Source organism: Streptomyces sp. A01 (genome assembly GCF_059026195.1).
Window position 1 is genome coordinate 576,147 of record NZ_JBWLKN010000001.1, and the last position, 23,672, is coordinate 599,818.

The 23,672-nt window shown below is 72.3% G+C and carries 20 protein-coding genes; 14 read left to right on the forward strand and 6 right to left on the reverse strand.

What is annotated here, in order from left to right; translation table 11 throughout:
• Positions 1-252 precede the first annotated feature (252 nt).
• Genes AC5P1B_RS02355 through AC5P1B_RS02370 form a run of 4 tightly spaced genes read left to right on the forward strand, consistent with a single transcriptional unit; the run spans position 253 to position 5,287 of the window.
• Entirely contained in the window at positions 253-1,290 is a 1,038-nt protein-coding gene (locus AC5P1B_RS02355; RefSeq protein ID WP_493884438.1) for an ornithine cyclodeaminase family protein, read from the forward strand.
• Positions 1,287-2,771, forward strand: a complete 1,485-nt coding sequence (locus AC5P1B_RS02360; protein WP_493884439.1) for a Y4yA family PLP-dependent enzyme — start codon at positions 1,287-1,289, stop codon at positions 2,769-2,771. The genes AC5P1B_RS02355 and AC5P1B_RS02360 overlap by 4 nt, the downstream gene beginning before the upstream one ends.
• A 29-nt stretch (positions 2,772-2,800) precedes the next feature.
• Positions 2,801-3,829 carry a cysteine synthase family protein gene (locus AC5P1B_RS02365; RefSeq protein WP_493884440.1) on the forward strand — a complete coding sequence of 343 codons (1,029 nt, stop codon included), beginning with the start codon at positions 2,801-2,803 and terminating at the stop codon, positions 3,827-3,829.
• Between the two features lie 6 nt (positions 3,830-3,835).
• Positions 3,836-5,287: an MATE family efflux transporter gene (locus AC5P1B_RS02370; RefSeq protein ID WP_493884441.1), complete on the forward strand. Its 1,452-nt coding sequence runs from the start codon at positions 3,836-3,838 to the stop codon at positions 5,285-5,287.
• A gap of 65 nt (positions 5,288-5,352) precedes the next feature.
• On the opposite strand, the gene AC5P1B_RS02375 is transcribed toward AC5P1B_RS02370, so the two are convergent.
• Positions 5,353-6,165 carry an amidohydrolase family protein gene (locus AC5P1B_RS02375; protein ID WP_493884442.1) on the reverse strand — a complete coding sequence of 271 codons (813 nt, stop codon included), beginning with the start codon at positions 6,163-6,165 and terminating at the stop codon, positions 5,353-5,355.
• A 393-nt stretch (positions 6,166-6,558) separates the two neighbouring features.
• Between AC5P1B_RS02375 and AC5P1B_RS02380 the strand changes: the two genes are divergently transcribed.
• On the forward strand, positions 6,559-7,386 hold the full coding sequence (locus AC5P1B_RS02380) for an endonuclease I family protein (RefSeq protein WP_493884443.1): 828 nt from the start codon (positions 6,559-6,561) through the stop codon (positions 7,384-7,386).
• A gap of 210 nt (positions 7,387-7,596) precedes the next feature.
• Here the strand turns inward: AC5P1B_RS02380 and AC5P1B_RS02385 are convergent, their stop codons facing one another.
• Positions 7,597-8,415 carry an APH(3'') family aminoglycoside O-phosphotransferase gene (locus AC5P1B_RS02385; protein WP_493884444.1) on the reverse strand — a complete coding sequence of 273 codons (819 nt, stop codon included), beginning with the start codon at positions 8,413-8,415 and terminating at the stop codon, positions 7,597-7,599.
• 393 nt (positions 8,416-8,808) lie between these two features.
• Between AC5P1B_RS02385 and AC5P1B_RS02390 the strand changes: the two genes are divergently transcribed.
• Complete coding sequence (locus AC5P1B_RS02390; RefSeq protein WP_493884445.1) at positions 8,809-9,573, forward strand: SCO4651 family lipoprotein; 765 nt, start codon at positions 8,809-8,811, stop codon at positions 9,571-9,573.
• Between the two features lie 290 nt (positions 9,574-9,863).
• Positions 9,864-10,328, forward strand: a complete 465-nt coding sequence (locus AC5P1B_RS02395) for a hypothetical protein (protein ID WP_493884446.1) — start codon at positions 9,864-9,866, stop codon at positions 10,326-10,328.
• Positions 10,329-10,333: 5 nt separating this feature from the next.
• Here AC5P1B_RS02395 and AC5P1B_RS02400 read toward each other — a convergent pair whose 3' ends face one another.
• A complete protein-coding gene (locus AC5P1B_RS02400) occupies positions 10,334-11,620 on the reverse strand; it encodes an MFS transporter (protein ID WP_493884447.1) in 1,287 nt (428 codons plus the stop codon).
• Positions 11,621-11,722: 102 nt separating this feature from the next.
• Here AC5P1B_RS02400 and AC5P1B_RS02405 point away from each other — a divergent pair, with 102 nt between their 5' ends.
• Entirely contained in the window at positions 11,723-12,631 is a 909-nt protein-coding gene (locus tag AC5P1B_RS02405; RefSeq protein ID WP_493884448.1) for a LysR family transcriptional regulator, read from the forward strand.
• Between the two features lie 58 nt (positions 12,632-12,689).
• Here AC5P1B_RS02405 and AC5P1B_RS02410 read toward each other — a convergent pair whose 3' ends face one another.
• Positions 12,690-13,310: a hypothetical protein gene (locus AC5P1B_RS02410; RefSeq protein WP_493884449.1), complete on the reverse strand. Its 621-nt coding sequence runs from the start codon at positions 13,308-13,310 to the stop codon at positions 12,690-12,692.
• Positions 13,311-13,530: 220 nt separating this feature from the next.
• On the opposite strand from AC5P1B_RS02410, the gene AC5P1B_RS02415 reads away from it, so the two are divergent.
• Positions 13,531-14,436, forward strand: coding sequence for a helix-turn-helix domain-containing protein (locus AC5P1B_RS02415; protein WP_493884450.1), 906 nt, complete (start codon positions 13,531-13,533; stop codon positions 14,434-14,436).
• A complete protein-coding gene (locus AC5P1B_RS02420; protein ID WP_493884451.1) occupies positions 14,433-15,245 on the forward strand; it encodes an SAM-dependent methyltransferase in 813 nt (270 codons plus the stop codon). Before AC5P1B_RS02415 ends, AC5P1B_RS02420 begins: the two co-directional genes overlap by 4 nt.
• 28 nt (positions 15,246-15,273) lie before the next feature.
• On the opposite strand, the gene AC5P1B_RS02425 is transcribed toward AC5P1B_RS02420, so the two are convergent.
• Positions 15,274-15,693 carry a YchJ family protein gene (locus AC5P1B_RS02425; protein WP_493884452.1) on the reverse strand — a complete coding sequence of 140 codons (420 nt, stop codon included), beginning with the start codon at positions 15,691-15,693 and terminating at the stop codon, positions 15,274-15,276.
• 127 nt (positions 15,694-15,820) lie between these two features.
• Here AC5P1B_RS02425 and AC5P1B_RS02430 point away from each other — a divergent pair, with 127 nt between their 5' ends.
• Complete coding sequence (locus AC5P1B_RS02430) at positions 15,821-17,206, forward strand: pyridoxal phosphate-dependent decarboxylase family protein (protein ID WP_493884453.1); 1,386 nt, start codon at positions 15,821-15,823, stop codon at positions 17,204-17,206.
• Between the two features lie 278 nt (positions 17,207-17,484).
• Here the strand turns inward: AC5P1B_RS02430 and AC5P1B_RS02435 are convergent, their stop codons facing one another.
• Positions 17,485-18,528 (reverse strand): NADP-dependent oxidoreductase, encoded by a 1,044-nt coding sequence (locus AC5P1B_RS02435; RefSeq protein ID WP_493884454.1) that lies wholly within the window; start codon positions 18,526-18,528, stop codon positions 17,485-17,487.
• Positions 18,529-18,770: 242 nt separating this feature from the next.
• On the opposite strand from AC5P1B_RS02435, the gene AC5P1B_RS02440 reads away from it, so the two are divergent.
• The 3 genes from AC5P1B_RS02440 to AC5P1B_RS02450 all read left to right on the forward strand — a co-directional run bounded on the left by AC5P1B_RS02440 (position 18,771) and on the right by AC5P1B_RS02450 (position 23,646).
• A complete protein-coding gene (locus tag AC5P1B_RS02440) occupies positions 18,771-22,097 on the forward strand; it encodes an ATP-binding protein (protein WP_493884455.1) in 3,327 nt (1,108 codons plus the stop codon).
• 240 nt (positions 22,098-22,337) lie between these two features.
• Positions 22,338-23,258, forward strand: coding sequence for a lytic polysaccharide monooxygenase auxiliary activity family 9 protein (locus AC5P1B_RS02445; protein ID WP_493884456.1), 921 nt, complete (start codon positions 22,338-22,340; stop codon positions 23,256-23,258).
• 154 nt (positions 23,259-23,412) lie between these two features.
• On the forward strand, positions 23,413-23,646 hold the full coding sequence (locus tag AC5P1B_RS02450; RefSeq protein WP_493884457.1) for a hypothetical protein: 234 nt from the start codon (positions 23,413-23,415) through the stop codon (positions 23,644-23,646).
• Positions 23,647-23,672 lie beyond the last annotated feature (26 nt).

The following is a 23,672-nucleotide window of genomic DNA, read 5'->3' on the forward strand; positions in this document are numbered from 1 at the left end:
CAGAGTCTGGGGGCCGCCGTGTCCGCGGGCCGCCGCGTGACCGACTTGGTCCCCGACCCGCCGGCCTGACGGTTGGCGAGGCGCCGACCTGGCCCCCAGCGGGTCCCGCGGCCGAGCCCGTCCCACGGAACGAGCAGCACACCGCACGACGAGCGGACCGGACGCCACCGAGCGGACCAGACGCCACCGAGTAGCACCGAGCGCCACCGCGCACTGAGCAGCACCGAGCAGCACCGAGCAGACAGGACTGACATGACCGATCCCGCCCTGGCCACCACCGCCGGTGACGTCGCCGTTGACGTCGCCGGGGACGACAAGGCACTGCGTGTGCTGAGTACGTCCGACCTCGCGGATCTCGACATCTCCCTCGCCGATGTCGTCGCCACCGTCGAGGGGGCCTACCGCACACTGCAAGCGGGCCAGTCGGACAATCCGCGCAAGCTCACCGTCAAGCCGCAGGACGGGCACTCCGTCTCGTACGCCATGCTCGGGCGTGACGGCTCGCGGAACGTCGTGGCCATCAAGACCTCGTACAAGCACGGCCTGGACAAGGGCCGTGAGGAGCAGCACTACTACACGACGCTGACGCTCTACGACGATGTCACCGGGCTTCCGGTCGCGATGATGGACTGCGGCCGCATCGGATCGCTGCGCACCCCGGCGGTGTCCGCGCTGCTGGCCCGCGAATGCGCTGCGCCCGGTGCGCGCAGCGCCCTGGTCATCGGCACCGGCACGCAAGGCCGCCTGGCACTGCCGTTCTTGCTGACCACGCTGCCGCAGCTGGACCGGCTGATGCTGGCGGGCTCGCACAGGGAAGGCATCGCCGCCGTCCGCGAACAGCTGCGCGCCCACTTCCCCGACCGGGACGTCGAACTCGTCACCGACCTCAAGTCGGCGGCCGGTGACGCCGACGTGATCGTGGCCACCGCCGGTGCGCACACCACCGCCGCCGTTGAGGCGGGCTGGCTGCGGCCCGGCGCGCTGTCCATCCTCGTCGGGCACGGTCTGGCGCCGTCCACGCTGCACCGCGCCGACCGGGTCATCGCCACCAGCGAGGCGCAAATGAAGGTCACCGGCACCGACATGGCCAACGCCGACGGCGCCTTCCCGCCTGTGGACACCGAGTTCCCGCCCGTCGTCGCGGGAATCACCGCCGGACGCCGCTCCCCCCAGGAGCGGATCTTCGCGTACAACAGCGGACTGGTCGTCACCGACATCGCGCTCGGTCACCGGTTCGCGCAGCTCGCGATGGACCAGGGCCTCGGTCAGCGGGTGCCGCTGTGGCAGTGACCCCGCTTCGCGCCGAGGCCGCTCCCGCGGTGTCCCCGTCCGTCCCCGTTCACTCCGACCCGGAATCCGACGCGATCCTCGACAGCGGGCTGCCACACGAGCTGTCGTACGCCTTCGGAGGCCCGTTCCACTTCCTGCTGCCGCACCGCTTCGACGCCAACGTCGCCGCGTTCCGTGCCGTGCTCGCCGACACCGGCGTGCGGGGCAAGGTCTACTACGCGAAGAAGGCCAACAAGGCCGCCGTGTGGATCGAACGCTGCGTGGCCACCGGCATCGGCGTCGATGTGGCGAGCGCCGGCGAACTGCGCCAGGCCCTCGGCCATGGCGTACGCGGCGAGGACATCGTCGTCACCGGTCCCGCGAAGGCCGATGAGCTGCTGCGGCTCGCCACCGCCCACGACTGCCTCATCGCCGTGGACGCGCTCGACGAACTCGACCGCCTCCTCGGCGCGGGTCCGGGCAGCGGTACCCGCGCCGTCCGGGTCCTGCTGCGCCGCCTGCCGCCCGACCAGCCGCACAGCCGCTTCGGGATGACCGCGCCGGAACTGGACACCGCCCTGCGGTTGTGCGCGCGTGCCAAGGGCGCGGTGAGCGTGGAGGGGTTCAGCTTCCATCTGTCCGGCTACGCGGTCCGGCCGCGCGCCAACCTGGCCAGTGAGCTGGTCGGCCTGTGCCACAAGGCCAGGGGGATGGGGCTGCGCGCCGACAGCATCAGCATCGGCGGTGGCTTCGCCGTCGACTACACCCCGGCCGAGACCTGGGAGGACTTCCTCGGCACGCAGCGGCCCGCGCACTACCACGCTGACAAGGCGTTCGCCTCGGCCGACTTCTACCCGTATCACTCGCCCATCGCGGGAGCCGACGCGCTGCGCGCCGTACTCGACGTGACACCACGCGGCCAGCGGGGCACCCTGGCGGCGCAGTTGCGGGCGGCGGACATCACCTTGCTGATGGAACCGGGCCGCTCCCTGCTCGACCGCGCCGGGTCCACCGTCTTCCGGGTCCAGGGCGTCAAGGAACGCGGGGCGCGCGAAGCGGCGGGCCACACGGTGCCGGGCCGGGCAGGCGACGGTGTCCCGGACGGCGGCAGGGGGGACGACGGGCAGGCCGGGGGCGCGGGAAGCTACGCCATCCTCACCGTGGACGGCACCAGCCTGAGCCTGTCCGAGCAGTGGTTCAACAGCGAGTTCGTGCCCGACCCGGTGCTGGTGACCGCCGCGGGGCGGGCCCGGGGCGCGGGCGGCTACCCGGCGTGCGTCGCCGGTGCCAGCTGTCTGGAGTCGGACGTGCTGACCTGGCGGAAGATCCCCTTCCCGGCACGGCCCGCCGTCGGCGACCTGCTGGTGTACCCCAACACCGCCGGATACCAGATGGACTCCAACGAGTCGCCGTTCCACGACCTACCGCTGCCTCCCAAGATCGTGCTCGACCTGGCGGACGGCCGCCCCCGCTGGCGCCTCGACCGCCGACCGGCCGTCTGAAAGCCCCGACCCTCACAGGAGCCCTCCCCATGTACGAGGCACTGAACCGCCCCGCCGTGGTCTCCCGCATATCCGACCTCATCGGATACACCCCGCTGTTCGAGCTGTGCCGCACCGAGACGGACAGCCGCCTGCTGCTGAAGCTGGAGATGTACAACCCGACCGGCACCGCCAAGATCCGGATGGCCCGCCAGATGGTCCTGGCGGCCGAGGAGCGCGGCGAACTGCGCCCCGGCGGGCGCATCATCGAATCCACCTCCGGCAACACCGGCCTCGGCCTCGCCGTCGTCGCCGCCGAACGCGGCTACACCTTCACCGCCGTCGTCGACAACCACGCCTGCGCCGACAAGCTCCGCGGCATGAAGGCCCTGGGCGCCGAACTCGTCTACGTCGTCGACGACGGCACCGAGGAACTGGCCACGGCGGCCCGCGAGGAGCTGGCCGAGGACATGGCGCGGGGCCAGGACAACACCATCTTCACCGAGCAGCACAACAACCCCGCCAACGGTGTCGGCTACTTCCCCGTCGCCCACGAACTCCACCAGGCACTCGACGGGCGCGTCGACATCCTCATCGGCGCCGTGGGCACCGGCGGCGCCCTGTGCGGCACCGCCCGCGAGCTGCGCACGATGGTGCCCGGCGTCAGCACCATCGGTGTAGAGCCCAAGGGGTCCATCGCCTTCGGCGGCCCCGCGCACGACTACTACCAGTCCGGCACTGGCACCCCCGAGGGCGCCGAGATCGGGGCGCTGGTCGACTTCGACCTGATCGGCGAGGGGGTCAAGGTCGGCGACGTCGAGGCCTTCGCGACCGCGCGCGTCGTCGCCCTCAGGACCGGACTGCTCATCGGCGGCTCCGCCGGTGGCGTCGTCTACGAAGCCCTCACCCGCATGGCGGCCCTGCCACCCGGTACGACTATGGTCGCCCTGGTCAACGACGGTGGCGAGAAATACATGGACACCGTCTTCAACGACGACTGGATGAACGCCCGGAACCTGATCGACTCCGCTGTGGAGCGCGAGATCGACGAAACACTCACCAAGCTCCGCAGGAACTGATAATCGATGCGACTGACCACCCTCATCGGCGACAGCCGCGCGCTGGCCACACTGGCCGTTCCCCTCATCCTCACCCAGCTCGCCCAGGTGGCGCTCACCACCACCGACACCGTCATGATGGGCATGCTCGGCACGAAGGACCTGGCGGCGGGCGGCCTGGCCATCGTCATCTTCAACCAGCTGCGCACCATGGGGGTCGGCCTCGTCACCTCGGTGGGCAACCAGATCGCCGCCGCTTCCGCCCGCGCCGAACTCGCCGCCGACCAGGCCGCGGCCGGTGACGGAGCGGAAGCCGACCGCGTACGGGACGGCGCTGCCGCGCGCGGCGCGGAGGTCCGCCGCATTGTGCAGGCCAGCCTCGCGCTCGCGACGCTCGCCGGTGTCGTCGGCGCCCTCGCGATGATCCTCATCGGGCAGGGGCTGTCCTGGCTGGGCCAGGACGCCGCTGTCGTCGACCGGGCCCAGACGATGCTGACCGCCCTCGCGCCGGGCCTCATACCCTGCCTGTGGTTCCAGGCCATCCGCCAGTTCACCGTCGGCATGCGCCGCCCGCAGGCGCTGCTTCAGATCACGATCGCCTCCGTGGCGGTCAACGCCGGGCTGAACTGGGTCCTCATCCACGGCACCTGGGGGCTCCCCAAGCTCGGCCTGCCCGGCGTCGGCATCGCCACCTCGACCGTCTACCTGCTGTCCTTCCTCGCCCTGCTCGTCTCGGCGAAGCGGGACCCGGTGCTCGCCCCGCTGCTCACCCTCGACCTGCGGTCCGCCGACCGGGAGACGATGCGCGACCTGTTCGCGCTCGGAGTGCCGATCGCGGCGACCTACGGTTCCGAGGCCGGTTTCTTCTCCGTCACCACGCTGATGGCAGGCAGCTTCGGCAGCGCCGCCCTCGCCGCGCACACCGCGATCAACCAGCTCGTCTACATCGTCTTCCAGGTCGCCGTCGGCCTCTCCCACGCCGCGTCGATCAACGTGAGCCGGGAACTGGCGCTCGGCCGGATCGACGCCGCCAGGCGGCTGAAGAACACCGCGCTCGTCTGCGCGGGGGCGGTGATGGCGGTCGTCGCCGTCGTCTACGCCACGCTGCCCGAACTCGTCCTGAGCCCCTTCCTCGACCCGGACGCCCGTGGCGACGAGAAGGCCGTGGAGATCGCCACGCAGCTGCTGCTCGTCATCGCCGTACTTCAGTTCTTCGACTGCGCCCAGAACATCGGCGTGGGCCTCCTGCGCGGCCTGGACGACACGAAGAGCGGCTTCCGGATCACCGTCATCGGCTACTGGATCGTCGGCCTGCCCGCCGCGGCGCTCCTGGGTTACGTGGCAGGGGCGGACACGCTCGGCGTCTGGCTCGGACTCCTGATCGGACTGGCCACGACCGCCGTCCTGCTGCTGACCCGCTACAGCCGCGCCCTGGACCTGCGCGCCGGACAACAGCCGGGCACTCCCGCCGAGGTCTAGCGCTTGTGCCTGCGCCCGCGCCTGTGCGGGGGGTGGGGAGAGGGATCTCCTCCAGTCCTCAGCACTCAGAGGTTGAAGATCCGTCGCGCGTTGCCGGACAGGAACAGCTCGGTGGCCTCCTCGTCCAGGCCCAGTTCACCGAGATGTTCCAGGGCCTGGGCCGGGGAGATCATGGGGTAGTTCGTGCCGAACAGCACCTTCCTCCGGCCCCGGCCGCGCAGGTAGTCGATCAGCTCACGCGGATAGCGGCGGGCCGTGTAGGCGCTGGTGTCGATGTAGACGTTGGCATGCTTGTCGGCCACCGCGATCATCTCCGTGGTCCACGGGTAGCCGATGTGCCCGCACACGATCGTCAGCTCGGGGAAGTCGAGCGCGACCTGATCGATGTACGGGATGGGCCGGCCTGTCTCGGACGGGCGCAGCGGGCCGGTGTGCCCAACCTGGGTGCAGAAAGGGATATCGAGCTCGACGCAGGCCGCGTACAGCGGGTAGTACAGCCGGTCGGTGGGCGGGAGCTGCCACAGCCACGGCACAAGCCTCAGGGCGGCAAAGCCGAGCTCGTCGACGGCGCGTCGCAGCTCACGCACGGCCTGGACCGGCTTGGTGAGGTCCGCGCCGGCCACCCCACGCAGTCGTCCTTCGGACTGCGCGACGAACTCGGCCACCTCGTCGTTGCTGATCAGCGCGCCCTGGGGCCCGTACCACGCCGCGGACAGGCCGACTTCGACATCGGCTGCGGCCATCGCGGCCACCGTGGCCTTGACCGGCAACGGCTCCGTCAGCGGCTCTCGCCCGGTCCAACGGCGCAGCGACTCGAACATCTCATGGTTGGAGTGGCGGAGCGTGGGGTGCTGCATCCACGCGTCGATGACCGGCACGGGCGCCTGCCTTTCCTCGCGCCACCGGTCCTGATCAGGAGGAGCCGCGGCTAAGCGTTCGCTTACTTCCACTCTAGTCGCCACGTGTCATCGACAGCCATCCCTTGAGCGGCATCCCCTCCGCCATCACAGAGACAGGCTCGGCCCTGCGGCCGCGGAGCGCCGCTCCCGTCAGCATCGCCGCACCGCCGCGGGACGTGATGGACAACTCCCGCCGGAACGGGCAGAGCCGGAACTGAACGACCGCTTGGCTCCACCGAACCGATCCAAACCGTTCACCTTTGATGATCCACCGCATGCGACGCTGCCCCTGTCCGAACGACAGTTCGCAAAGATGTCCGTGCGGTGCTGCCGAGCACGGCGGATGTCCGTCACGGGGAGAGGGCACCGCCCATGCGCATCAGCCGCGCGAACCGCTGGAAAACGCTGACCCTGCTGTCCGGAGTGGCGCTCGCTGCCATCGCCGCCCAGGCACCGGCCACCGCCCTCGTCGATTCGTCCGCCGAGCGGGTCCAGGCCGCGTCGGGCGCGTACGACGACACGTACTACGAGGACGCCGTCGGCAAGACCGGCCAGCCCCTCAAGGACGCGCTGCACGAGATCATCAGCACCAACACCAAGCTCTCGTACAGCCAGGTCTGGGACGCGCTCAAGGCCACCGACGAGGACCCGGCCAACCCGTCCAACGTCATCCTGCTGTACACCGGCCGCTCGCAGTCCAAGGACAGCAACGGCGGCGACCCGGACCAGTGGAACCGGGAGCACGTCTGGGCCAAGTCGCACGGCGACTTCGGCACGGCGACCGGTCCCGGCACCGACATCCACCACCTGCGCCCCACCGATGTCTCGGTGAACGGCAACCGCGGCAACAAGGACTTCGACATGGGCGGCGCCGAAGTCGGCGAGGCGCCCGGCAACTTCACCGACAGCGACTCCTGGGAGCCCCGGGACGAGGTCAAGGGCGACGTCGCCCGGATGGTCCTCTACATGGCGGTGCGCTACGAGGGTGAGGACGGCTTCCCCGACCTTGAGCCCAACGACAAGGTCTCCAACGGCTCCAACCCGTATCTGGGGCGGCTGTCCGTGCTGCGGAAGTGGAATGCCGAGGACGCCCCCGACGCGTTCGAGAAGAAGCGGAACCAGACGATATACGACGACTACCAGCACAACCGGAACCCGTTCATCGACCACCCGGAGTGGGTCGACGAGATCTGGAAGTGAGTGAGCGCGACCCCCGCGCTGTGACGCGAGCGTCCCGCTCGGCCCCGAGTGACCCGGAAGCCGGTCATCTGGTGGCCGGGCGGGACGCTGTCGCATGTATGCCGCGCACGGCTCAGCGCCGCGCGGACCTGGGCAACTCGCAGCCGCTCGCGGCTTGGTGGGGCGTACGCCTGGGGTCTGCGGGGGCTTCGCCGCCGCTGCGCAAGACTCTCACCCCCAGGTGAGGGGGTCGAGGTGCAGATAGAACCGCTCCCGTTCGCGGTCGAGGGCGATGCCGTAGCGGCTGGCGAACGTCTCGTCCGCTGAGTTCGACTGCTGGTCGTCGGTCCAGGTTTCCCGGGCGGTGGCGAGAAGGAGGGCGATGTCGGCGTAGGGGTCGGCCCGTCCGAGGCGACCGAGATCGATGAAGCCCGCCACGGTCAGGGTCTCCGCGTCGAGGATGATGTTGGGCAGGCACAGGTCTCCGTGGCAGACGACGGTGTCCGCTGCTTCCTGCGCGAGGCGGCGTCCGAGGAGCGGGGCGAGACGCGCGAGCAGCTCGTCAGGAGGCGTTTGCTGCTGTTCTTCGGGCAGGAACTCCGGGTTGACCGCACCGCGCTCTACGACGTCGCGCGCGGCGGCGAACATCCGGGTGAGGTCGCGTGTGAAGGGGCACTGCCGCGGCGGCAGATCGTGCAACTGCCGTACCGCGTCCGCGATCGGCTCCCATGCCGCCTGAAGCGCCGAAGCCGAGACGCGATCGGCGGGGACCCCTGCGACGGTGCTGGTCACCAAGCAGGCGCCATCGGCGCTGACGCGCCAGCCGAGCAGGCGCGGACCGGGCACACCTTGCGTGCTGAGCCAGTCCACACGGTCCCGCTCCGCCTCCAGCGAGGCCACATGGTCAGCGGGGACGCACTTGGCGTAGCGCGCCCCGTCGCCAGAACGAAAGACACTGGCCTCGGACTCACCATCCGTGACGGGCTCCCACCCGCCGTCATCGCGGCCGGTGTGCAGCAACGTGCGGAAGGTGGACATGGCGTCGGTCATGGTGGCCAACCTAACCAGTGCGGCCGGCCCTCCGCACCGCGATGAACCGCGGTCGAACGGCGGCTCACCAGTTCGCACTCATGGCCCCGTCCCGCACCCACCATGTGCGCCCGGAACCACCGGCTCCGTATGGCGGCCCTACGCCTGTCGTTCACGTCCGGCTTGACGAGCGCCTTGAATCCACGCGGATCTCCTGAGCGGCCCTGACCCCGTGGGGCGGAAAGGCGGATGCCGAGGTGTTCCTTTGCCGAGCGTTCTCGTTGCTGAACTCGCAGCTTGCTGAAAACACAGCACAAGATCAAGCCCGCCGGGTCATGGGTTATCGTTACCGGGATTTTTAAAGAGCGAGTAAAGATTGGTAGTCTCTTGCGAGCATTCAGCAGAAGTGCCCTGGTGGTTGTGGCAACTGGACTGGTGTTGGGTCTGACGGCCTGTGGCGGCGACAAGGATGACAAGGCGGACCCGGTCTCCGAGCTGAAAATGGCCGCCGAGAACGCGGCGAAGCAGAATTCGTACAAGGCCAAGGGCCTGAACAACGACCACGAGGGCGAGACCTCGTTCGAGGTGGTCTATTCGGAGAAGCCCGCCACGTCCGACCTGAAGGGGACCGGCCCCAAGACGGCCGACAACCCGACCGGCGAGGTCCGCATGATACGCACCGGTGACGCCCTCTACATCAAGGGCGGTGAACCCGTCGATGGCAAGCCGTGGATGAAGATCGAGCGCGGCAACGCGCCAGAGACGTCCAAGAATGACTCCATGCACTCCGCGGGCCTTCAGGCCGCCGTGCTTGCCACGTCCAAAGACGTCAAGAAGGCCGGTGAGGAGTCGGTGGGTGGGCGCAAGACCACCCACTACAAGGGGGCCGTCGTCCTCTCGGAACTCGCCACGTACAAGGGCGACCTGCTGACGGCGAAGCAGCGGGATTCGTATGTCCGGCTTTCCAAGAGCGACGGCGTGAAGTCGATCGAGATGGATGTCTGGGTGGGCGAAAACCAACTTCCCGCGAAGACCCGGGAATCCGGTAAGGGCTCCAAGGGGAAGACCACCTCGACTATCGAGTACCTGGAGTACGGCATCCCCGTAAAGGTGCAGGCGCCCCCGGCCGGTGAGGTCGCCTCGATGAAGGACATGCTCAAGGGAATGCCGAAGGAGTAGCCGGCCCGGACACCGCGCCCCGACGGCCCGCGAACTGACCCGGCCGCAACTCGGGCGTGAGCTCGACTGAGGCCGCACGTGCGGGCACTGACGCCGCACGTGCGGGCGGAGCTTCCGAGGCGTGGAGCGTCCGGGCTCGGGGCGCGGGTGGCCCAGTTCAGGTTTGCTGGGCCAAGTGGCGCTGGGCGAGCGGTTATTCCACGGAGGGCGACGACCGGAGCGGGGGTGGCTTCCCGCGGGGACTGTGCGATCATCCGTTCCGGTTGTCGGCGGGAGCGCGAGGAGGCCGGATGTATGTGAGGTTCCAGGGGCCGAGCCGTAACGAACGGGGGCTCTTTCCCGGGGTGTTCGGACTGGCCAACGGGCTCGCGCGGGAGGGGAAGCTCTCGGCGGAGCAGCATCGTTTCTGGCGGGCCGGTAACGACTGGTACGACGCATCGCTCACCGACCCCGTCGATGTCGACCCCTCGGTCTACGACCCGGAGCTGAACCCGGGGGCGGCGGCGTGGTTCAAGGCGTCGGCGCGGCCCTTCATCGACCGGGTGGACGGTTATCTGGAGTTGCTGGCCGCGCATGGCATCGCCTGTGAGGCTGTCTGGTCGTCGGCGCCGGGGCGGATCATCTACGAGGACAAGGATCAGGTCATCGTCGTTCCGGCGGCGGGTCCGGCCCCCGTCGCGGAAGCCCCCGCCGAAGCCCCCGCCGCCGCGACGCCCGTCGTCGAGGCCGCTGACGACGTTCCGTCAGGGGCCTGAGCCGGTCAGGTCGCGTCGCGGTTGAGCAGAACGAGCGTGGCGCAGGACAGCACCGCCAGTGCCGCGCCCGCCACCAGCAGTGCGGGCACCGGGAACGTGGGGGACAGCAGCGCGATGACGTACGGCGTGAACATGCCGAGGTAGGCGACTGTCCAAAAGCGCGCCGTGAGCTGGGCCAGCCGGTCCGGCGGGGCCATGGTGGCGACTTCGGTGAGCGCGTAGGTCAGAGCGAGGCCGTAGCCGGACCCGAGGACGGCGGCGGCGGCGAGCGCGAGGACCGGCTGCTCGGCGGCCGCCGCGGGTGCCGCCAGGGCGAAACCCGCCGCGGTCACCAGGAGCCCCGTCACGGCCGAGCCCAGCCGGTGCCTGGCGGCCAGGTGGCGGGCCAGCGGCTGGATGGCCAGCCCGGCGCCGGGAACGACGGCGGTGGTCACCCCGGCGTAGACGGTCTGCCACCCCGTCAGCCCGCCGTCGACGAGGCCGGGCAGGGTGGCGAAGCCGACGGCGGGCCCGGCGAACACCCAGGGGGCGAGGGGGAGGAGCGCGCGCGGGAAGCGGCGCCGGGGGCGGGCCGCGGCCGGTGGCGAGGAAGCCGGGTGGCCCGGCCGCGAGCAGGGCGCCGGTATGCCCGACGGCGCGGCGGGGCGTGGTGGCCGGGACTCGGGCGCGCCCCAGGCGGCGGCCCCGGCGGCCACCGACAGGGCCACGTGCGGCAGATACGCGGTCAGCATCGGGTGCGGTGCCCACTGGGCGATGACGGAGGCGACCAGCCCGCCCGAGGCGAAACCCGCGGAGACGAACAGCCCCGACCGCTTGGCGGCGGCGCCGGGCGCGATCCCGGGGGCGAACGGCGGGGAGGACAGCTCTTTGACCCACGCGCTGCCCGCCGCCAGCAGCGCGCCCGCGCCGAGGCCGGTCAGGAAGCGGGCGGGAAACAGCAGGGCGGGCGCGGTCGAGCCCGCCATCAGCAGGACGGTCGAGAGCAGGTTCAGCCCCAGGGCGATGAGCGCCACGGGCCTGCGGCCGCGCCGGTCGGCGAGCGGGCCGCCGACCAGCAGGCCGGGGACCAGGCCGACGACGTACAAGGCGAAGAGACCGGTCACGGTGGACTCGGCCAGCCCCTGTTCCGTGCGATAGGCGCCGAGGAGGGCGGAGAACTGGTTGGCGCTCCAGCCGGAGGCCGTCATCAGCCAGGCCGTCCGCAGCCCGTAGCGGGCCGGTGGCCGTGGGCCTGCGGGGCGGGGGCGGGAGAGCCGCCCAGGTCGTGCGTGGTGTTCCGCGGTGGTGCTCATGGCGGCCAGTAGTACGCGGCGCCGCCTGGCCCGCGCCGCCCGCGTTCACGAATCGTGAACGCGGGGAGAAGTCACCCGCGTGGCGTATCTAGGGTGACGGGTATGGACCTTCGCTTGCTGTCGTCCTTCCTGGCGGTCGTCGAGGAGGAACATTTCGGCCGGGCCGCCGCGCGGCTCTTCCTGTCGCCGCCCGCCGTCACCCAGCACATCCGCCGCCTGGAGAGCGATCTCGGTACCCGGCTGCTGCACCGCAGCCCCGTCTCCCTCACGCCCGCGGGCGCGCGCCTCGTCGGACACGCCCGCACCCTGCTCGCCGCCGCGAACGCCGCGCTGGACGATGTGGCCGACGCCGTGCAGGAACGATCGGCCGAGGCCGTACGCCCGCTGCGGGTCGGCATCATGGGCCATGGCTCGGCGGAGCTGACGCCCGCCGCCATCAACGCCTACCGCAGGGCCCGTCCCGAGGTCGCCGTCGATCTGCGGCACCTCGACTTCACCGAGCACGTCACGGCGCTCGTCGACGACAAGGTGGATATCGCCTTCGTACGCCCCACCCCGGACGACGAGCGGATCACCGCCGATGTGCTGACCACCGAGCAGCGCATCGTGGCCGTCCCGGAGCGTTCGCCGATCGCGGACGCGGTGGCGGACGGTGTACGCGTGGCCGACATCGCGGGCCTGCCGTTCTTCCGGCTGCCGGACCGTACGCCCCGCCCCTTCACGGACTACGTGTACTTCAACGACGAGGCGCAGGGCCGTGGCGAGCACTTCGCGCTGACGCCTCAGGAGGTGCTGACGGGAGTGATCACCGGCCGTGCGGCGGGCTCGGGACTGAAGTCCTTCGCGCGCTATTACTCCTGGCCGGGAGCGGTCTTCGTGCCGGTCATCGACGCCCCGTGGGAGAGCAGCTACCTCGCGTCGCGGGCGGACGACGGCAATCCGGAGGTGCGGACCTTCCGCGCGCTGACCATCGCGCTGGCCGGGGAGCTGGGCTCGCTCATCGCGCGGTGAGCGCGTGGTGAGCGGGGCGGGCGGCGGTCGAGGGCCGCCGCCCCGGAGCAGGACGCCGCTAGCCGGCGTCCTGCTCGCAGACCGCCGACGGAGCGGGGAACGACCGAGGAGGCGCTCCGGGCGAGGGGGCGGGCACCAGCGCACGCGCGGCCCGCTGCCGGTCGCGTGCCCGCGCCACGGCCAGCCGCAGGACGGCCACCTCGGCGAGGCGCCCGCTGCCGTCGGGAAGCGAGACCCACAGCGCGCGATGGCCGGCCGGCGGGTTGCGCGGATGCGGGACGACCAGCCAGTCGTCCTGCCTGAGCACGGTGACGGCGGGGTCGCCCCACCGGTCGGCGCTGCCAGGGGCGACAGGGATGTACACGAGCTGACTGTCCAGGTCGCACAGCAGCGGTAGCCCGTCCAGGCTCTCGCGCTGCTGCGGGCTCAGTTCCTCGCAGGCCGCGGCGGCCAGTGTGCAGGGCAGCGCGACGGCGTCCCAGCCGAAGCCCGCCGGGATGAGCGCGGTGTTCAGTGGCGGGCGGAGCCATTCGGCGGTCAGCCGTTCGGGACGGGGGTGCGCGTCGTAGATCCACTGCTCGGCCGCGTCGGCGCGTTCCGGGGTCAGTGGTGGGCGACGGGGGTGTCCGTCCTGTGAGAACCACTGCGCCAGCCGCTCTAGCGCGGGGTAGCGGGCCATGTGTCCTCCAGGTGCTCTCCCGCGTGCGGGATGTCGCTCTGACGCAGCGGGACGGCGCTTTGGGCTCGGCCCGCCGCGGTGGCGGGCACGGTGCCTGGGTTGGTGCCTGGTTTCCCCGGACGTCGTCGTCTCGTGTCATCCAGGCCACACCCACTATGGTGACGGAAAAAGTCAGAATGCAAGTCCAGTTTGCAAATTGCAGTTCCCAAGGAGGGACCGATTGGCCGTCGGAGATCCCCCGGAGGTGCTCCGGCAGATCCTCGGAGCCCAGCTCAAGGACCTGCGCGAGGGCGCGGGGCGGACCTATCAGGAGGCGGCCAGAGCGGTCGGAGTCAGCGAGGCGACGATCCGCCGCATGGAAGCGGGGCAGGCGACTCGGTATCTACGCGCGTCACTCATGGCTCTGCTCGCCTGCTACGGCGTCACGGCGCCGGACAAGGCCGACGCCGTACAGCGACTCGCCGACGAGGCCAGCCAGCCCAGCTGGTGGCACCCGTACCGGGATGTCGCGCCCGAATGGCTCCGCACCTGCATCGGCCTGGAGGAGGCGGCCCACATCATCCGCGGGTACGCCCCCCAGCACGTCCCCGACCTGCTCCAGACCGAGGACTACGCCCGCGCGCTGCTGCACACCGACGACCCCCTCACGGCGCCCGACGCGAAGCGCACCGAGCGGCGGGTCGAGCTGCGGATGCGCCGCCAGGCCCTGCTGGAGCGCGACGAGCCGCCACGGCTGTGGGTGCTCCTCGACGAGACCGTGCTGCGCTGGCCGGTCGGCGGCGCCGACGTGATGCGCGCCCAGCTGGACAGGCTGCTGGAGCTCGCCGCCCTGCCCCACATCACCGTGCAGCTGATGCCGTACAGCCACGGCCCGCACATCGCCAGCCGCGCGGGGGCCTTCACCGTCTTCCGGGTCCGCGCGCGCGAGCTGCCGGACATCGTGTGCAGCGAGAACGGCCTGACCGCGGCCACCATCGACACCAGACGCGAGCACGTCGCGCGCTACCAGGCCGCCATGGACCACGTGTGCGCCCAGGCGCTGCCCGCCCCGGCTTCGCGCGACCGGCTCGAAGAGGTGCGCGCACAATGGACCACAGCCCCCCACGGCACAGGAGGACAACGGTGAACGGAGATCCGGCCACGCCCGTCGCGCCGACCGGTGCGGCGCATTCAGCGCGGATGTACGACTACTTCCTCGGCGGCAAGGACAACTACCCGGCGGACTGGGAAGCGGCCGAGAAGGTCATGGAGGTCCTGCCGACGGCGCGCACCATCGCCCGCACCAACCGGGCCTTCCTGCACCGCGCCGTGGAGTACCTGACCCGCACCGCGGGCGTCACCCAGTTCCTCGACATCGGGACCGGCATCCCCACCGAGCCCAACCTCCACCAGGTGGCGCAGGGCGCGGCCCCTGACGCCAGGATCGTCTACGCCGACAACGACCCCATCGTCCTCGCCCACGCTCAGGCGCTGCTGCACAGCTCCCCTCAGGGCCGCACCGCCTACGTCCAGGCGGACCTGCGCGACCCGGCCGGCATCATCGACTCCGCGCAGGTCCGCGACACCCTGGACTTCACACGGCCCGTCGCGCTCACCCTGATCTCCGTGCTGCACTTCCTGCCCGAGGGCCACGACCCGTACGCCATCGTGGACGAACTCATGCGGCCCCTCCCACCGGGTTCCTTCCTGGCCATGTCCTACGCCACCACCGACTTCGCCCCCGAGGAGATGGCCCGCGCCGCGGCGGTCTACCACAAGTCCGGGGTGGCACTCCGGCAGGGCAGCAGGGCGGACGCGCTGCGCTTCTTCGACCGGCTCGAACTCGTGGAGCCCGGGGTGACGCCCATTCACCGCTGGCGCCCGGACCCCGGCACCCGCACGGACGTCTCGGACGCCGACATCTCGATGTACGGCGGCGTGGGCCGCAAAACCTGACGGGGTGTCTCGGAGGGCGCCCCCGCCGTCAGCCGAGAGCGTCCAGATACACCCAGTGCCCGTCCTCATCACGGACGAAGCGGCTGTTCTCGTGCTGGCTGTCCGCCTTCCCACGCACCGTGTAGTGGGCGCGGAACTCGACGGTGCCCTCGGAGTGGAACGCGCTCCCGCCGGTGGTGCCGAGGATCTCCAGCCGGGTCCACCGCTGCTGCGAGTCCAAGCGGAGGCTGCCGGGCCTGGTCGCCGAGTGCCAGGTACGCAGCAAGTAGGCGGCGTCGCGCACGGCGAACGCGGTGAACCGGGAGCGCATCAGCCGCTCCGCCGTGGGCGCCGCCTCCCGCCCGTCGTGCAGGGCGCCGCAGCAGTCGCGGTAGGAGTCGCCCCGCCCGCACGGGCAGGGCGAGCCGGGATCGGTCGCCGTTCGCGGGCGAGCGCTTTTTCTGGACATCCGCCCATTGTCGCCCGCGCTGCGGCGAGCTCGCGGCCGAGGGGGCCACTTTCCCGGGATTGGCCCAGGTCACGGGGGTCATCGGCGGGCTAGGTTCCTCTCGTACCCGATGAACGGAGCCCCGCCGATGCACCCGCGACTAGCCGCCGATCTCGCCCAGTTGCCCCAGCTGCTGGAGGCCACCCGGCAGCATGCCGCGGACTTCCTCGACGGCCTGGGGGAACGGCCGGTGGTCCCCGCCGCATCCGCCCCGGCGGCGTGCGCGCTGCCGGAGCGGGGGATGGGGCTGAGGGCCGCGCTGGAGGAGTTCACGGCGCGCTGGGAGCCGGGCCTGTCGGCCAGTGCGGGCCCGCGCTACCTCGGGTTCGTCACCGGCGGCTGCACCCCCGCCGCGCTGGCCGGTGACTGGCTGACCGCGGCCTACGACCAGAACTCCATGTCGTCGCTGGACGCCGCGGGGCTGCACCTCGAACGCGAGACCGTGCACTGGCTGCGCGACCTCTTCGGCCTCTCCGGCAGTCACGGGGGAAGCCTCGTCAGCGGAGCCACCCAGTCCAACGTCGTCGGCCTCGCGATCGCCCGCGAATGGCTCGGGGAACGGCTCGGCGTCTCCCCGGCAGAGCACGGGGTGGCCGCGCTGGGCCGGGTGCGGGTGCTGTCGGGCAGTCCGCACTCCAGCGTGGCCAAGGCCCTGTCGCTGCTCGGCCTCGGCCGCGGCGCGCTGGTCACGGTGCCGGTCCTCGCCGGGCGGGAGGCGGTGGACCCGGCCGCGCTGGAAGCCGCACTGCGCGCGGCGGACGGCCCGTGCGTCATCGTGGCCAACGCGGGCACGGTCAACACCGCCGACTTCGACGACCTGCGCGCCCTCGCCGTGCTGCGCGACCGGTACGGCTGCTGGCTGCACGTCGACGCCGCCTTCGGGGGCTTCGCCGCCCTGTCTCCCGCCCACGCCCCGCTGGTCGACGGCCTGGACCTCGCCGACTCGGTCTGCGTGGACCTGCACAAGTGGCTGAACGTGCCGTACGACAGCGCGGTGCAGTTCACCCGCAGAAGGGACCTCCAGGCCCGGGTGTTCCAAAACGCGGCCGCGTACCTCGGCCCACTGGGTGAGACGCCCGACCCCGTCCATCTCACACCGGAGAACTCCCGCCGCCTGCGCGCGCTGGCGACATGGTTCACGCTGAGCGCTTACGGGCGCGACGGCCACCGCGAGATCGTCGAGCGGTGCGTGACCTGCGCCCGAACGGTGGGCGAGGCCGTCGAGTCCAGTGCGGACCTGCGGCTGCTCGCGCCGGTCCGGCTCAACGTCGTCTGCTTCACCCTGTCCGCCGACCCGGTGCCGGAGCGGCTCGCCGCACTCGCCGAGGAGCTGGCCGACGAGGTGTTCCTGACGCCCACGGTGTACGGGGGCGTGCCCGCGCTGCGGGCCGCTTTCAGCAACTGGCGTACGACCAGCGCCGATACCGAGCGCGTCGTCCGCGCGCTGGAACGCGCCGCCCGGAAGCCGGCCTGACGTATCGCGCCCGCCGCGCCCCGCCGGGCGGGGGCGGGCCCGCCCGGTGGGAGACCGTCAGCGGCGGTCTGCCGGCAGGAAGCCGACCGACCGGCGGAGGCCGTCCGGTTCGCGGGAGCGGACGCCGGTCATGCCCAGTGCGACGGCGGCGTCGACGTCCGCCTGCGCCGGTCGCCCACGAACAGGCACCACTCGGCGGTGACGCGCGCGGAGCACAACCGTGCCAGCCCCCGGCGCCGTGCGCGCCGGGGGACTGCCGGGGGCCTCGCGGGCGACGGTCAGCGGGCGTCCTGACCGAGGCGGACGAGCATCTTGCCGGTGTTGGCGCCGTTCAGTACGCCGAGGAAGGCGGCCGGGGCCTCCTCGATGCCGTCGAACACGGTCTCCTCGGTGCGCAGTGAACCGTCGTTGAGCCATTCCGTGGCCCGCTCGATGTACTCGGGGAACAGGTGGAAGTAGTCGCTGACGAGCATGCCGCGCAGGTTCAGGCGCTTGGTGTACGCCTGGAAGAGATTGCTCGGCCCGGGGGGCGCCGTGGTGGCGTTGTAGCCGCTGATGGCGCCGACCAGCGCCATCCGGGCGCCGACGCGCGCCGTTTCGATCGCGGCCTGGAGGTGGTCGCCACCGACGTGGTCGACGTAGACGTCGATGCCGTCGGGGGCGGCCTTCGCCAGCTGTTCGCCGATCGGCGCCGCCTTGTAGTCGATGGCCGTGTCGAAGCCGAACCGCTCGACCAGCTTGGCCGCCTTCCCCGGCCCTCCGGCGGAGCCGATGACCGTCGCGGCGCCCAGCTGTCGGGCGATCTGCCCGGCCACGCTGCCCACCGCACCGGCGGCCCCGGAGATGAAGACCGTGTCGCCGCGCCGTACCGGAGCGACATCGGTGAGTGCGGCGTAGGCCGTCAGGCCGGTCGTGCCCAGCACACCCAGATACGCCTGGGCGGGTACGCGTGCGGTGTCCACGACGGTGGCGGTGTCCGCGTCGAGCACGGCGTACTCGCGCCAGCCGAGGAAGTGCGAGACGGTGGCGCCCACCGGTACGGAGTCCGCCTGGGAGGCCAGGACTTCGCCGACCGCGCTGCCTTCCAGCGCGGCGCCGAGAGGGAACGGCGGGATGTACGACTCGGCGTCGTCCATGCGGCCCCGCATGTACGGGTCGACCGACATCCACGTGTTGCGGACGAGGATCTGACCGGGGCCCGGCTGCGGAATGTCAGCCTCCACGAGCTGGAAGTCGCCCAGGACGGGTTCGCCGACGGGGCGGCTCGCCAGGTGGATCTCGCGGCTGGTGCGCGGAGTGGTGTGCGGGGTGCTGTGCGTCATGTCGGTGCCTCTCCAGGGGGGTGCCGCGGGTCTCGTACCGTGCGGTCTCGTCGTGCTCTGCCGTTGTGCCGTCGCCGCGCCGTGTGTTCCCGGGCTCAGGCCCGGTTGGTGTGGCGACGTGATCTACGGTGCGGCCCGGCTGTTCGGGTTTGGTTCGGGTGCGGTCGCGGTAGCGCTCGGGCGAGCGCGCCTGCCCCGGCCAGGCTGGGGTTTTCGCAGCTCAGGTGGGTTAGGGTGCGTCCATGCGCTTTGGGGTTCTCGGCCCGCTTGAGGTGCGGACGGCACAGGGGGAGCCGGTGGCGATCCCGGAGCTGAAGGTCCGCACGCTGCTGGCTGCTCTCCTCGCCCACGCGGGCGCGCCCGTCTCCTCCCAGCGGCTGATCGACGCGCTGTGGGACGGGCGGCGGCAGCCCGGGCGGCCGGAGCGGGCGCTCCAGGCGAAGGTCTCGCAACTGCGCCGGGCCCTCCGGGAGGCGGGCGGTGCCGGACGCGGCCCTGGTGTGCCGGGGGAGGCGCCCTCGCCGGTGGAGTCCCACGCACCGGGCTATGTGCTGCGTGTCGGGCCGGAGGCGCTGGACGCCGACCGGTTCCGGGCGTTGCTCGCCCGAGCCAGGGCCACGGGCGCGCCGGGCGTCCGCGTGGCGCGGCTGACGGAGGCGCTGACGCTGTGGCGCGGCCCCGCCTTCGCCGGATTCGCCGACGCTCCCTTCGCCAGGGGAGCGGTGACCCGGCTGGAAGAGGACCGGCTGACCGCGCTGGAAGAACGGGCCGAGGCCAGAATCGAGTTGGGCGAGTACGGCGCGCTGAGCGGTGAGCTGGCCGACCTGGTCGCCCAGCACCCGCTACGGGAACGGCTGCGCGCCGCGCACCTGCGGTGCCTGTACCTGTCGGGACGGCAGAGCGAGGCGCTGGCCGGCTACGAGGAGTTGCGCGCGACGCTCTCCGGCGAACTGGGGATCGACCCCGGCCCGCAACTGGTCGCGCTGCACGGGGCGATCCTGCGGCAGGACGCCGACCTGACGCCCACCGGCGCCGCCGGTCCCGGCGGCGGGGCCATCGCCCCGGCCGCCCCGCGCCCGCCGCGTACCGGCCTGCCCGCCCCCATCGATGACCTCATCGGGCGGCGGGCCGAGGTCGAAGCGCTCCGCTCGCTGACCTCTTCGCACCGGCTGGTGACCCTCGTCGGACCCGGCGGCGTCGGCAAGACCCGGCTCGCCCTGGAGGCGGCCGCGGACCTCGCGGGGACGCTCCACGACGGGGCGCGGCTCGTGGAGTTCGCGGGGCTGCGCGGCGGGAGCGCCGCCTCCGGTGTCGTGGAGGCCATCGCCGCCGCCCTGCGGGTACGGGACGACGGGGCGTGGGGGCAGCGTCCGCACGAGCCGGACCCTGACCCGGCCGCCCGGCTCGCCGAGGCGCTGCGCGAGCGGGAACTGCTGCTGGTGCTGGACAACTGCGAGCACGTCATCGAACCGGTCGCCGAGGTGGCGCGGCTACTGCTGCACGCGGCGCCGGGGCTGCGCGTGTTGGCGACCAGTCAGGAGCCGCTGGCGGTTTCCGGCGAACGGCTGTGGGAGGTGCGGCCGTTGGACGGTGACGCCGCCGTGCGGCTGTTCGTCGCGCGCGCGGCGGACGCGGCGCCCGGCTTCGCGCTCGGCACGGGCAACGCGCCCGCCGTAGCCGAACTCGTACGACGCCTCGACGGCAACCCGCTGGCCCTCGAACTCGCCGCCGGGCGCGTCCGCGCCCTGGGTGTGCCCGGGCTGCTGGCCAGGCTCGATGACCGGCTGGGGCTGCTGACGGGCGCGCGCAGAGGCGCCCCGGCGCGGCAGCGCACCCTCCGGGCGACCATCGACTGGAGCTGGGGGCTGCTGACCGGACCGGAACGCACCGTGCTCCGCCGCCTCGCCGTGCACGCCGACGGCTGGGGCCAGGCCGCTGCCGAAGCGGTCGCCGGATGGGGCGAGGTGCCCGGGGCCGAGGTCCCCGACGTCCTCGGGCGCCTGGTGGACCGGTCCCTCGTGGTGACGGTGGAGGGCGCGGCCGGTACGGGGGACGCCGACGGGCCGCGCTACCGGATGCTGGAGTCCGTCGCCGCGTACTGCGCCGAGAAGTTGAGCGAGGCGGGCGAACAACGCCCCACTCGCCTCCGCCTCTACGCGCACCACACCGCGTGGGCCGAGCACGCCACGGCCGGGCTGCGCGGCCGGGACCAACGGCGGTGGCTGGCACGCCTGGACGCGGAGGCCGCCGACACGCGCGCCGTCCTGGACGGGCTGGTGGAGACCGGGGACGGCACGGGCGCCCTGCGGCTGGCCGCGGCCCTCGCGTGGTACTGGGTGCTGCGGGGCCGCCTCGGGCAGGCGCGCCGCGCGCTGGCGGCGGCGCTGGCAGCCGCCGGGGACGCCCCGGCCGCGCTGCTCGCCAGGGCCACGGCCTGGCATGCCGGGGTGTCGGTCCTGGAGGGCGGCGGGGCGGACCGGGCGGCCCGGATACGGGAGGCGCTGCGCCACTTCGACGCGGCCGACGACGAGGCGGGCCGGGCGCACGCGCTGTGGTTCTTCGGCCACGCCCTGAGCGGCCTGGGCGACATGAGCGGGGCTCAGGACCTCACCGCGGGGGCGCTGGAGTCCTTCCACACCCTCGGTGACCGGTGGGGCGTGGCGGCCGCGCTGAGCGACCGGGCGACGCAGGCCCTCGTCCGGGGAGACCTGGTCGCCGTCGAGCGGGACGGAGAGCGGAGCGCGGCGGAATTCGCCGACCTGGGCGACCTGTGGGGCCTGGCGCAGACCGCCGCCACGCGCGCGGCGCGCGCGGAGATCCTCGGCGACTACGGCCTCGCCGCGCGACGGCTGCGCGAGGGGCTGCGGACAGCCGAACAGCTCGGCCTGTCCACGCTGGCTGCCGACCTCACCGCGGGCCTGGGCCGGATCGCTCTGCTGAACCAGGACCTGGACCAGGCGCGCGAACTCCATGTGCGGGCCCGCCGTCTCGCGGCGGAACAGGGCTTCCGCGCCGGGCAGGTCAACGCCGAACTGGGCCTGGCCCTCATCGCCCGCCGCGCGGGGGACCCCGCCGGTGCCGAGGAGTATCTGCTCTCGGTGCTCGCCTGGCACAGCGAGGCCGGGCTGCACGGCGCGAACGCGCTGGTGCTCGCCGAACTGGGCTTCGCCGCTGAGCAGCGCGGCGCGGCCGGGCTCGCGCTGACCCGGCACGAGGAGGGCCTTGCCATCGCCCGCACCACGGGGGACCGGCGCGCGGTGGCGCTGGCGCTGGAGGGCCTGGCCGGTGCGCACGCGCTCGCCGGGCGGGCGGAAGTGGCCGCGCTGCTGCTCGGCGCGGCCGACGCGGCCCGCCGGGCGGTGGCCGCGCCCCTGCCGGTGGCCGAGCGCGGTGACGTCGACCGGATCGCCGGGGCGGTGCTGCGGCGGCTGGGGCCCTCGGCGTACGAGGAGCGTTTCGCCCGTGGGGCGGGGCTTCCCGCGCGGGACGCGTACGGCGCCGCGCTGGAGCGTGCGGGCGAGCCGACGGCCGAGGCCGCCTCGCTGGACGGGACCGGCGCCCCAGCCTGACGGTTCAGCGCCCCGCGCCACCGAACCGCCGGAATCCCTCCAGTCGGCAGCCTGTTCGGATTGCCTGGTGCAGAGCTCTTGCCAGTTGGTCTAGGCCAATGCGACTCTCCTTGTCAGGCGCCTCCCCACGGCGCCATGTGTCATGCCCCTGCCCGGCAAGGCTTCAGCGGGCAACGCGGCCTGTGCCAGCAGGCCGTTCCTCATCCGTGTCCCCACAGCAGGAGAATGGAGCCCCCCGACATGTCCGCTCGACGCAAGGCTGCCTCCGCAGGCGCCTTATGTGCAGCGTCCACGCTCCTCGTCTCGTTCACTCCCGGCGAGGCGAGCGCGCACGGCACGATGTTCAATCCGGTCAGCCGCGTAGCGACGTGCTACCAGGAAGGCCCGGAGCAGCCCAAGACGCAGGTGTGCAAGGACCTCGTCGCCGCGAGCGGCACCCAGCCGCTGTACGACTGGAACGAGGTGAACATCGCCAACGCGAACGGCCAGCACAAGCAGCTCATCCCCGACGGCAAGCTGTGCTCGGCCAACCGCGAGAAGTACAAGGCGCTGGACTGGGCCCGTACCGACTGGCCCGCCACGAAGGTCGCCGCGGGTTCCTTCGACTTCAGGTACCGCGTCACCGCGGCGCACCCCGGCACCATGACCGTCTACATCACCAAGGCCGGCTACGACCCGACCAAGCCGCTGAAGTGGTCCGACCTCGAAGCGGCACCGGTCGCGCAGACCAGCGTGGCCAGGACGGCTCCGAGCGGCTACTACAACTTCGCCGGCACCCTGCCGAACAGGACCGGGCGCCACCTGCTGTACAAGATCTGGCAGCGGAACGACAGCGGTGAGGCGTTCTACAGCTGCTCCGACGTCGTCTACGGCCAGGGCGCGCAGAGCGGTACGGCGAAGGCGCCCAGTGAGAAGCAGATCGACGCGGGAGCGTCGCAGTCCACGGTGAGCCACCACGGCCACGGTGGTGACGTACAGGGCGAGAACGACGCCGCCCGCGCGGCGACCGCCAAGGACGGCTCCGTAGCCCTGCGCGCCGAGAACACCGCGGCGGCCTCCGGCGGCGACAGCACCCTGCCGCAGACCGTCGGCGGCGCGGCGGCCGTCGCGGTCACGGCCGTGTGCTTCGTGCTGTTCCGCCGCCGCAAGGTGAACAGCTGATCCGTGCGGCCCGGCGGGAGACCTCCAGCCCCCGCTGAGCCCCGCCCCCGGGCCTTCGCCCGGGGGCGGAACGGCCCCGCGCACGGGTGGCACGCCCCCGCCGTGCCCTGTCCGTCGGGATGCGTCCCCTGGTGGGCTGTCGCACGCTGGAGCCATGGAAGACACAAACCGGCGGAGACCGTCTGTCGTCGTGGACGCGCCGCTCGACGGGCGGCGCCGGGTGACCATCGACGGTCGCGACGTGGGCGTCGCGATCGAGCGCGAGGAGGTGCGGCGGATGATGCGGCGCGCGGGCTTCCCCGAGGAGAACCTCGCGCTGGACGACCCCGAAACCGTCGAGTGGCGCGGGGGCGGCCCCGACGTGTGGCTGGACGCGCCGCCCCGCTGACGTCGCCGGTGTGCGCTCGCGCGGGA

Excerpts from the sequence above, each read along its gene's own strand:
- AC5P1B_RS02355 (WP_493884438.1), top strand. The coding sequence starts at position 253 with ATGACCGATCCCGCCCTGGCCACCACCGCCGGTGACGTCGCCGTTGAC.
- AC5P1B_RS02365 (WP_493884440.1), top strand. The coding sequence starts at position 2,801 with ATGTACGAGGCACTGAACCGCCCCGCCGTGGTCTCCCGCATATCCGAC.
- AC5P1B_RS02370 (WP_493884441.1), top strand. The coding sequence starts at position 3,836 with ATGCGACTGACCACCCTCATCGGCGACAGCCGCGCGCTGGCCACACTG.
- AC5P1B_RS02380 (WP_493884443.1), top strand. The coding sequence starts at position 6,559 with ATGCGCATCAGCCGCGCGAACCGCTGGAAAACGCTGACCCTGCTGTCC.
- AC5P1B_RS02385 (WP_493884444.1), bottom strand. The coding sequence starts at position 8,415 with ATGACCGACGCCATGTCCACCTTCCGCACGTTGCTGCACACCGGCCGC.
- AC5P1B_RS02395 (WP_493884446.1), top strand. The coding sequence starts at position 9,864 with ATGTATGTGAGGTTCCAGGGGCCGAGCCGTAACGAACGGGGGCTCTTT.
- AC5P1B_RS02400 (WP_493884447.1), bottom strand. The coding sequence starts at position 11,620 with ATGAGCACCACCGCGGAACACCACGCACGACCTGGGCGGCTCTCCCGC.
- AC5P1B_RS02405 (WP_493884448.1), top strand. The coding sequence starts at position 11,723 with ATGGACCTTCGCTTGCTGTCGTCCTTCCTGGCGGTCGTCGAGGAGGAA.
- AC5P1B_RS02410 (WP_493884449.1), bottom strand. The coding sequence starts at position 13,310 with ATGGCCCGCTACCCCGCGCTAGAGCGGCTGGCGCAGTGGTTCTCACAG.
- AC5P1B_RS02425 (WP_493884452.1), bottom strand. The coding sequence starts at position 15,693 with ATGTCCAGAAAAAGCGCTCGCCCGCGAACGGCGACCGATCCCGGCTCG.
- AC5P1B_RS02430 (WP_493884453.1), top strand. The coding sequence starts at position 15,821 with ATGCACCCGCGACTAGCCGCCGATCTCGCCCAGTTGCCCCAGCTGCTG.
- AC5P1B_RS02435 (WP_493884454.1), bottom strand. The coding sequence starts at position 18,528 with ATGACGCACAGCACCCCGCACACCACTCCGCGCACCAGCCGCGAGATC.
- AC5P1B_RS02440 (WP_493884455.1), top strand. The coding sequence starts at position 18,771 with ATGCGCTTTGGGGTTCTCGGCCCGCTTGAGGTGCGGACGGCACAGGGG.
- AC5P1B_RS02445 (WP_493884456.1), top strand. The coding sequence starts at position 22,338 with ATGTCCGCTCGACGCAAGGCTGCCTCCGCAGGCGCCTTATGTGCAGCG.
- AC5P1B_RS02450 (WP_493884457.1), top strand. The coding sequence starts at position 23,413 with ATGGAAGACACAAACCGGCGGAGACCGTCTGTCGTCGTGGACGCGCCG.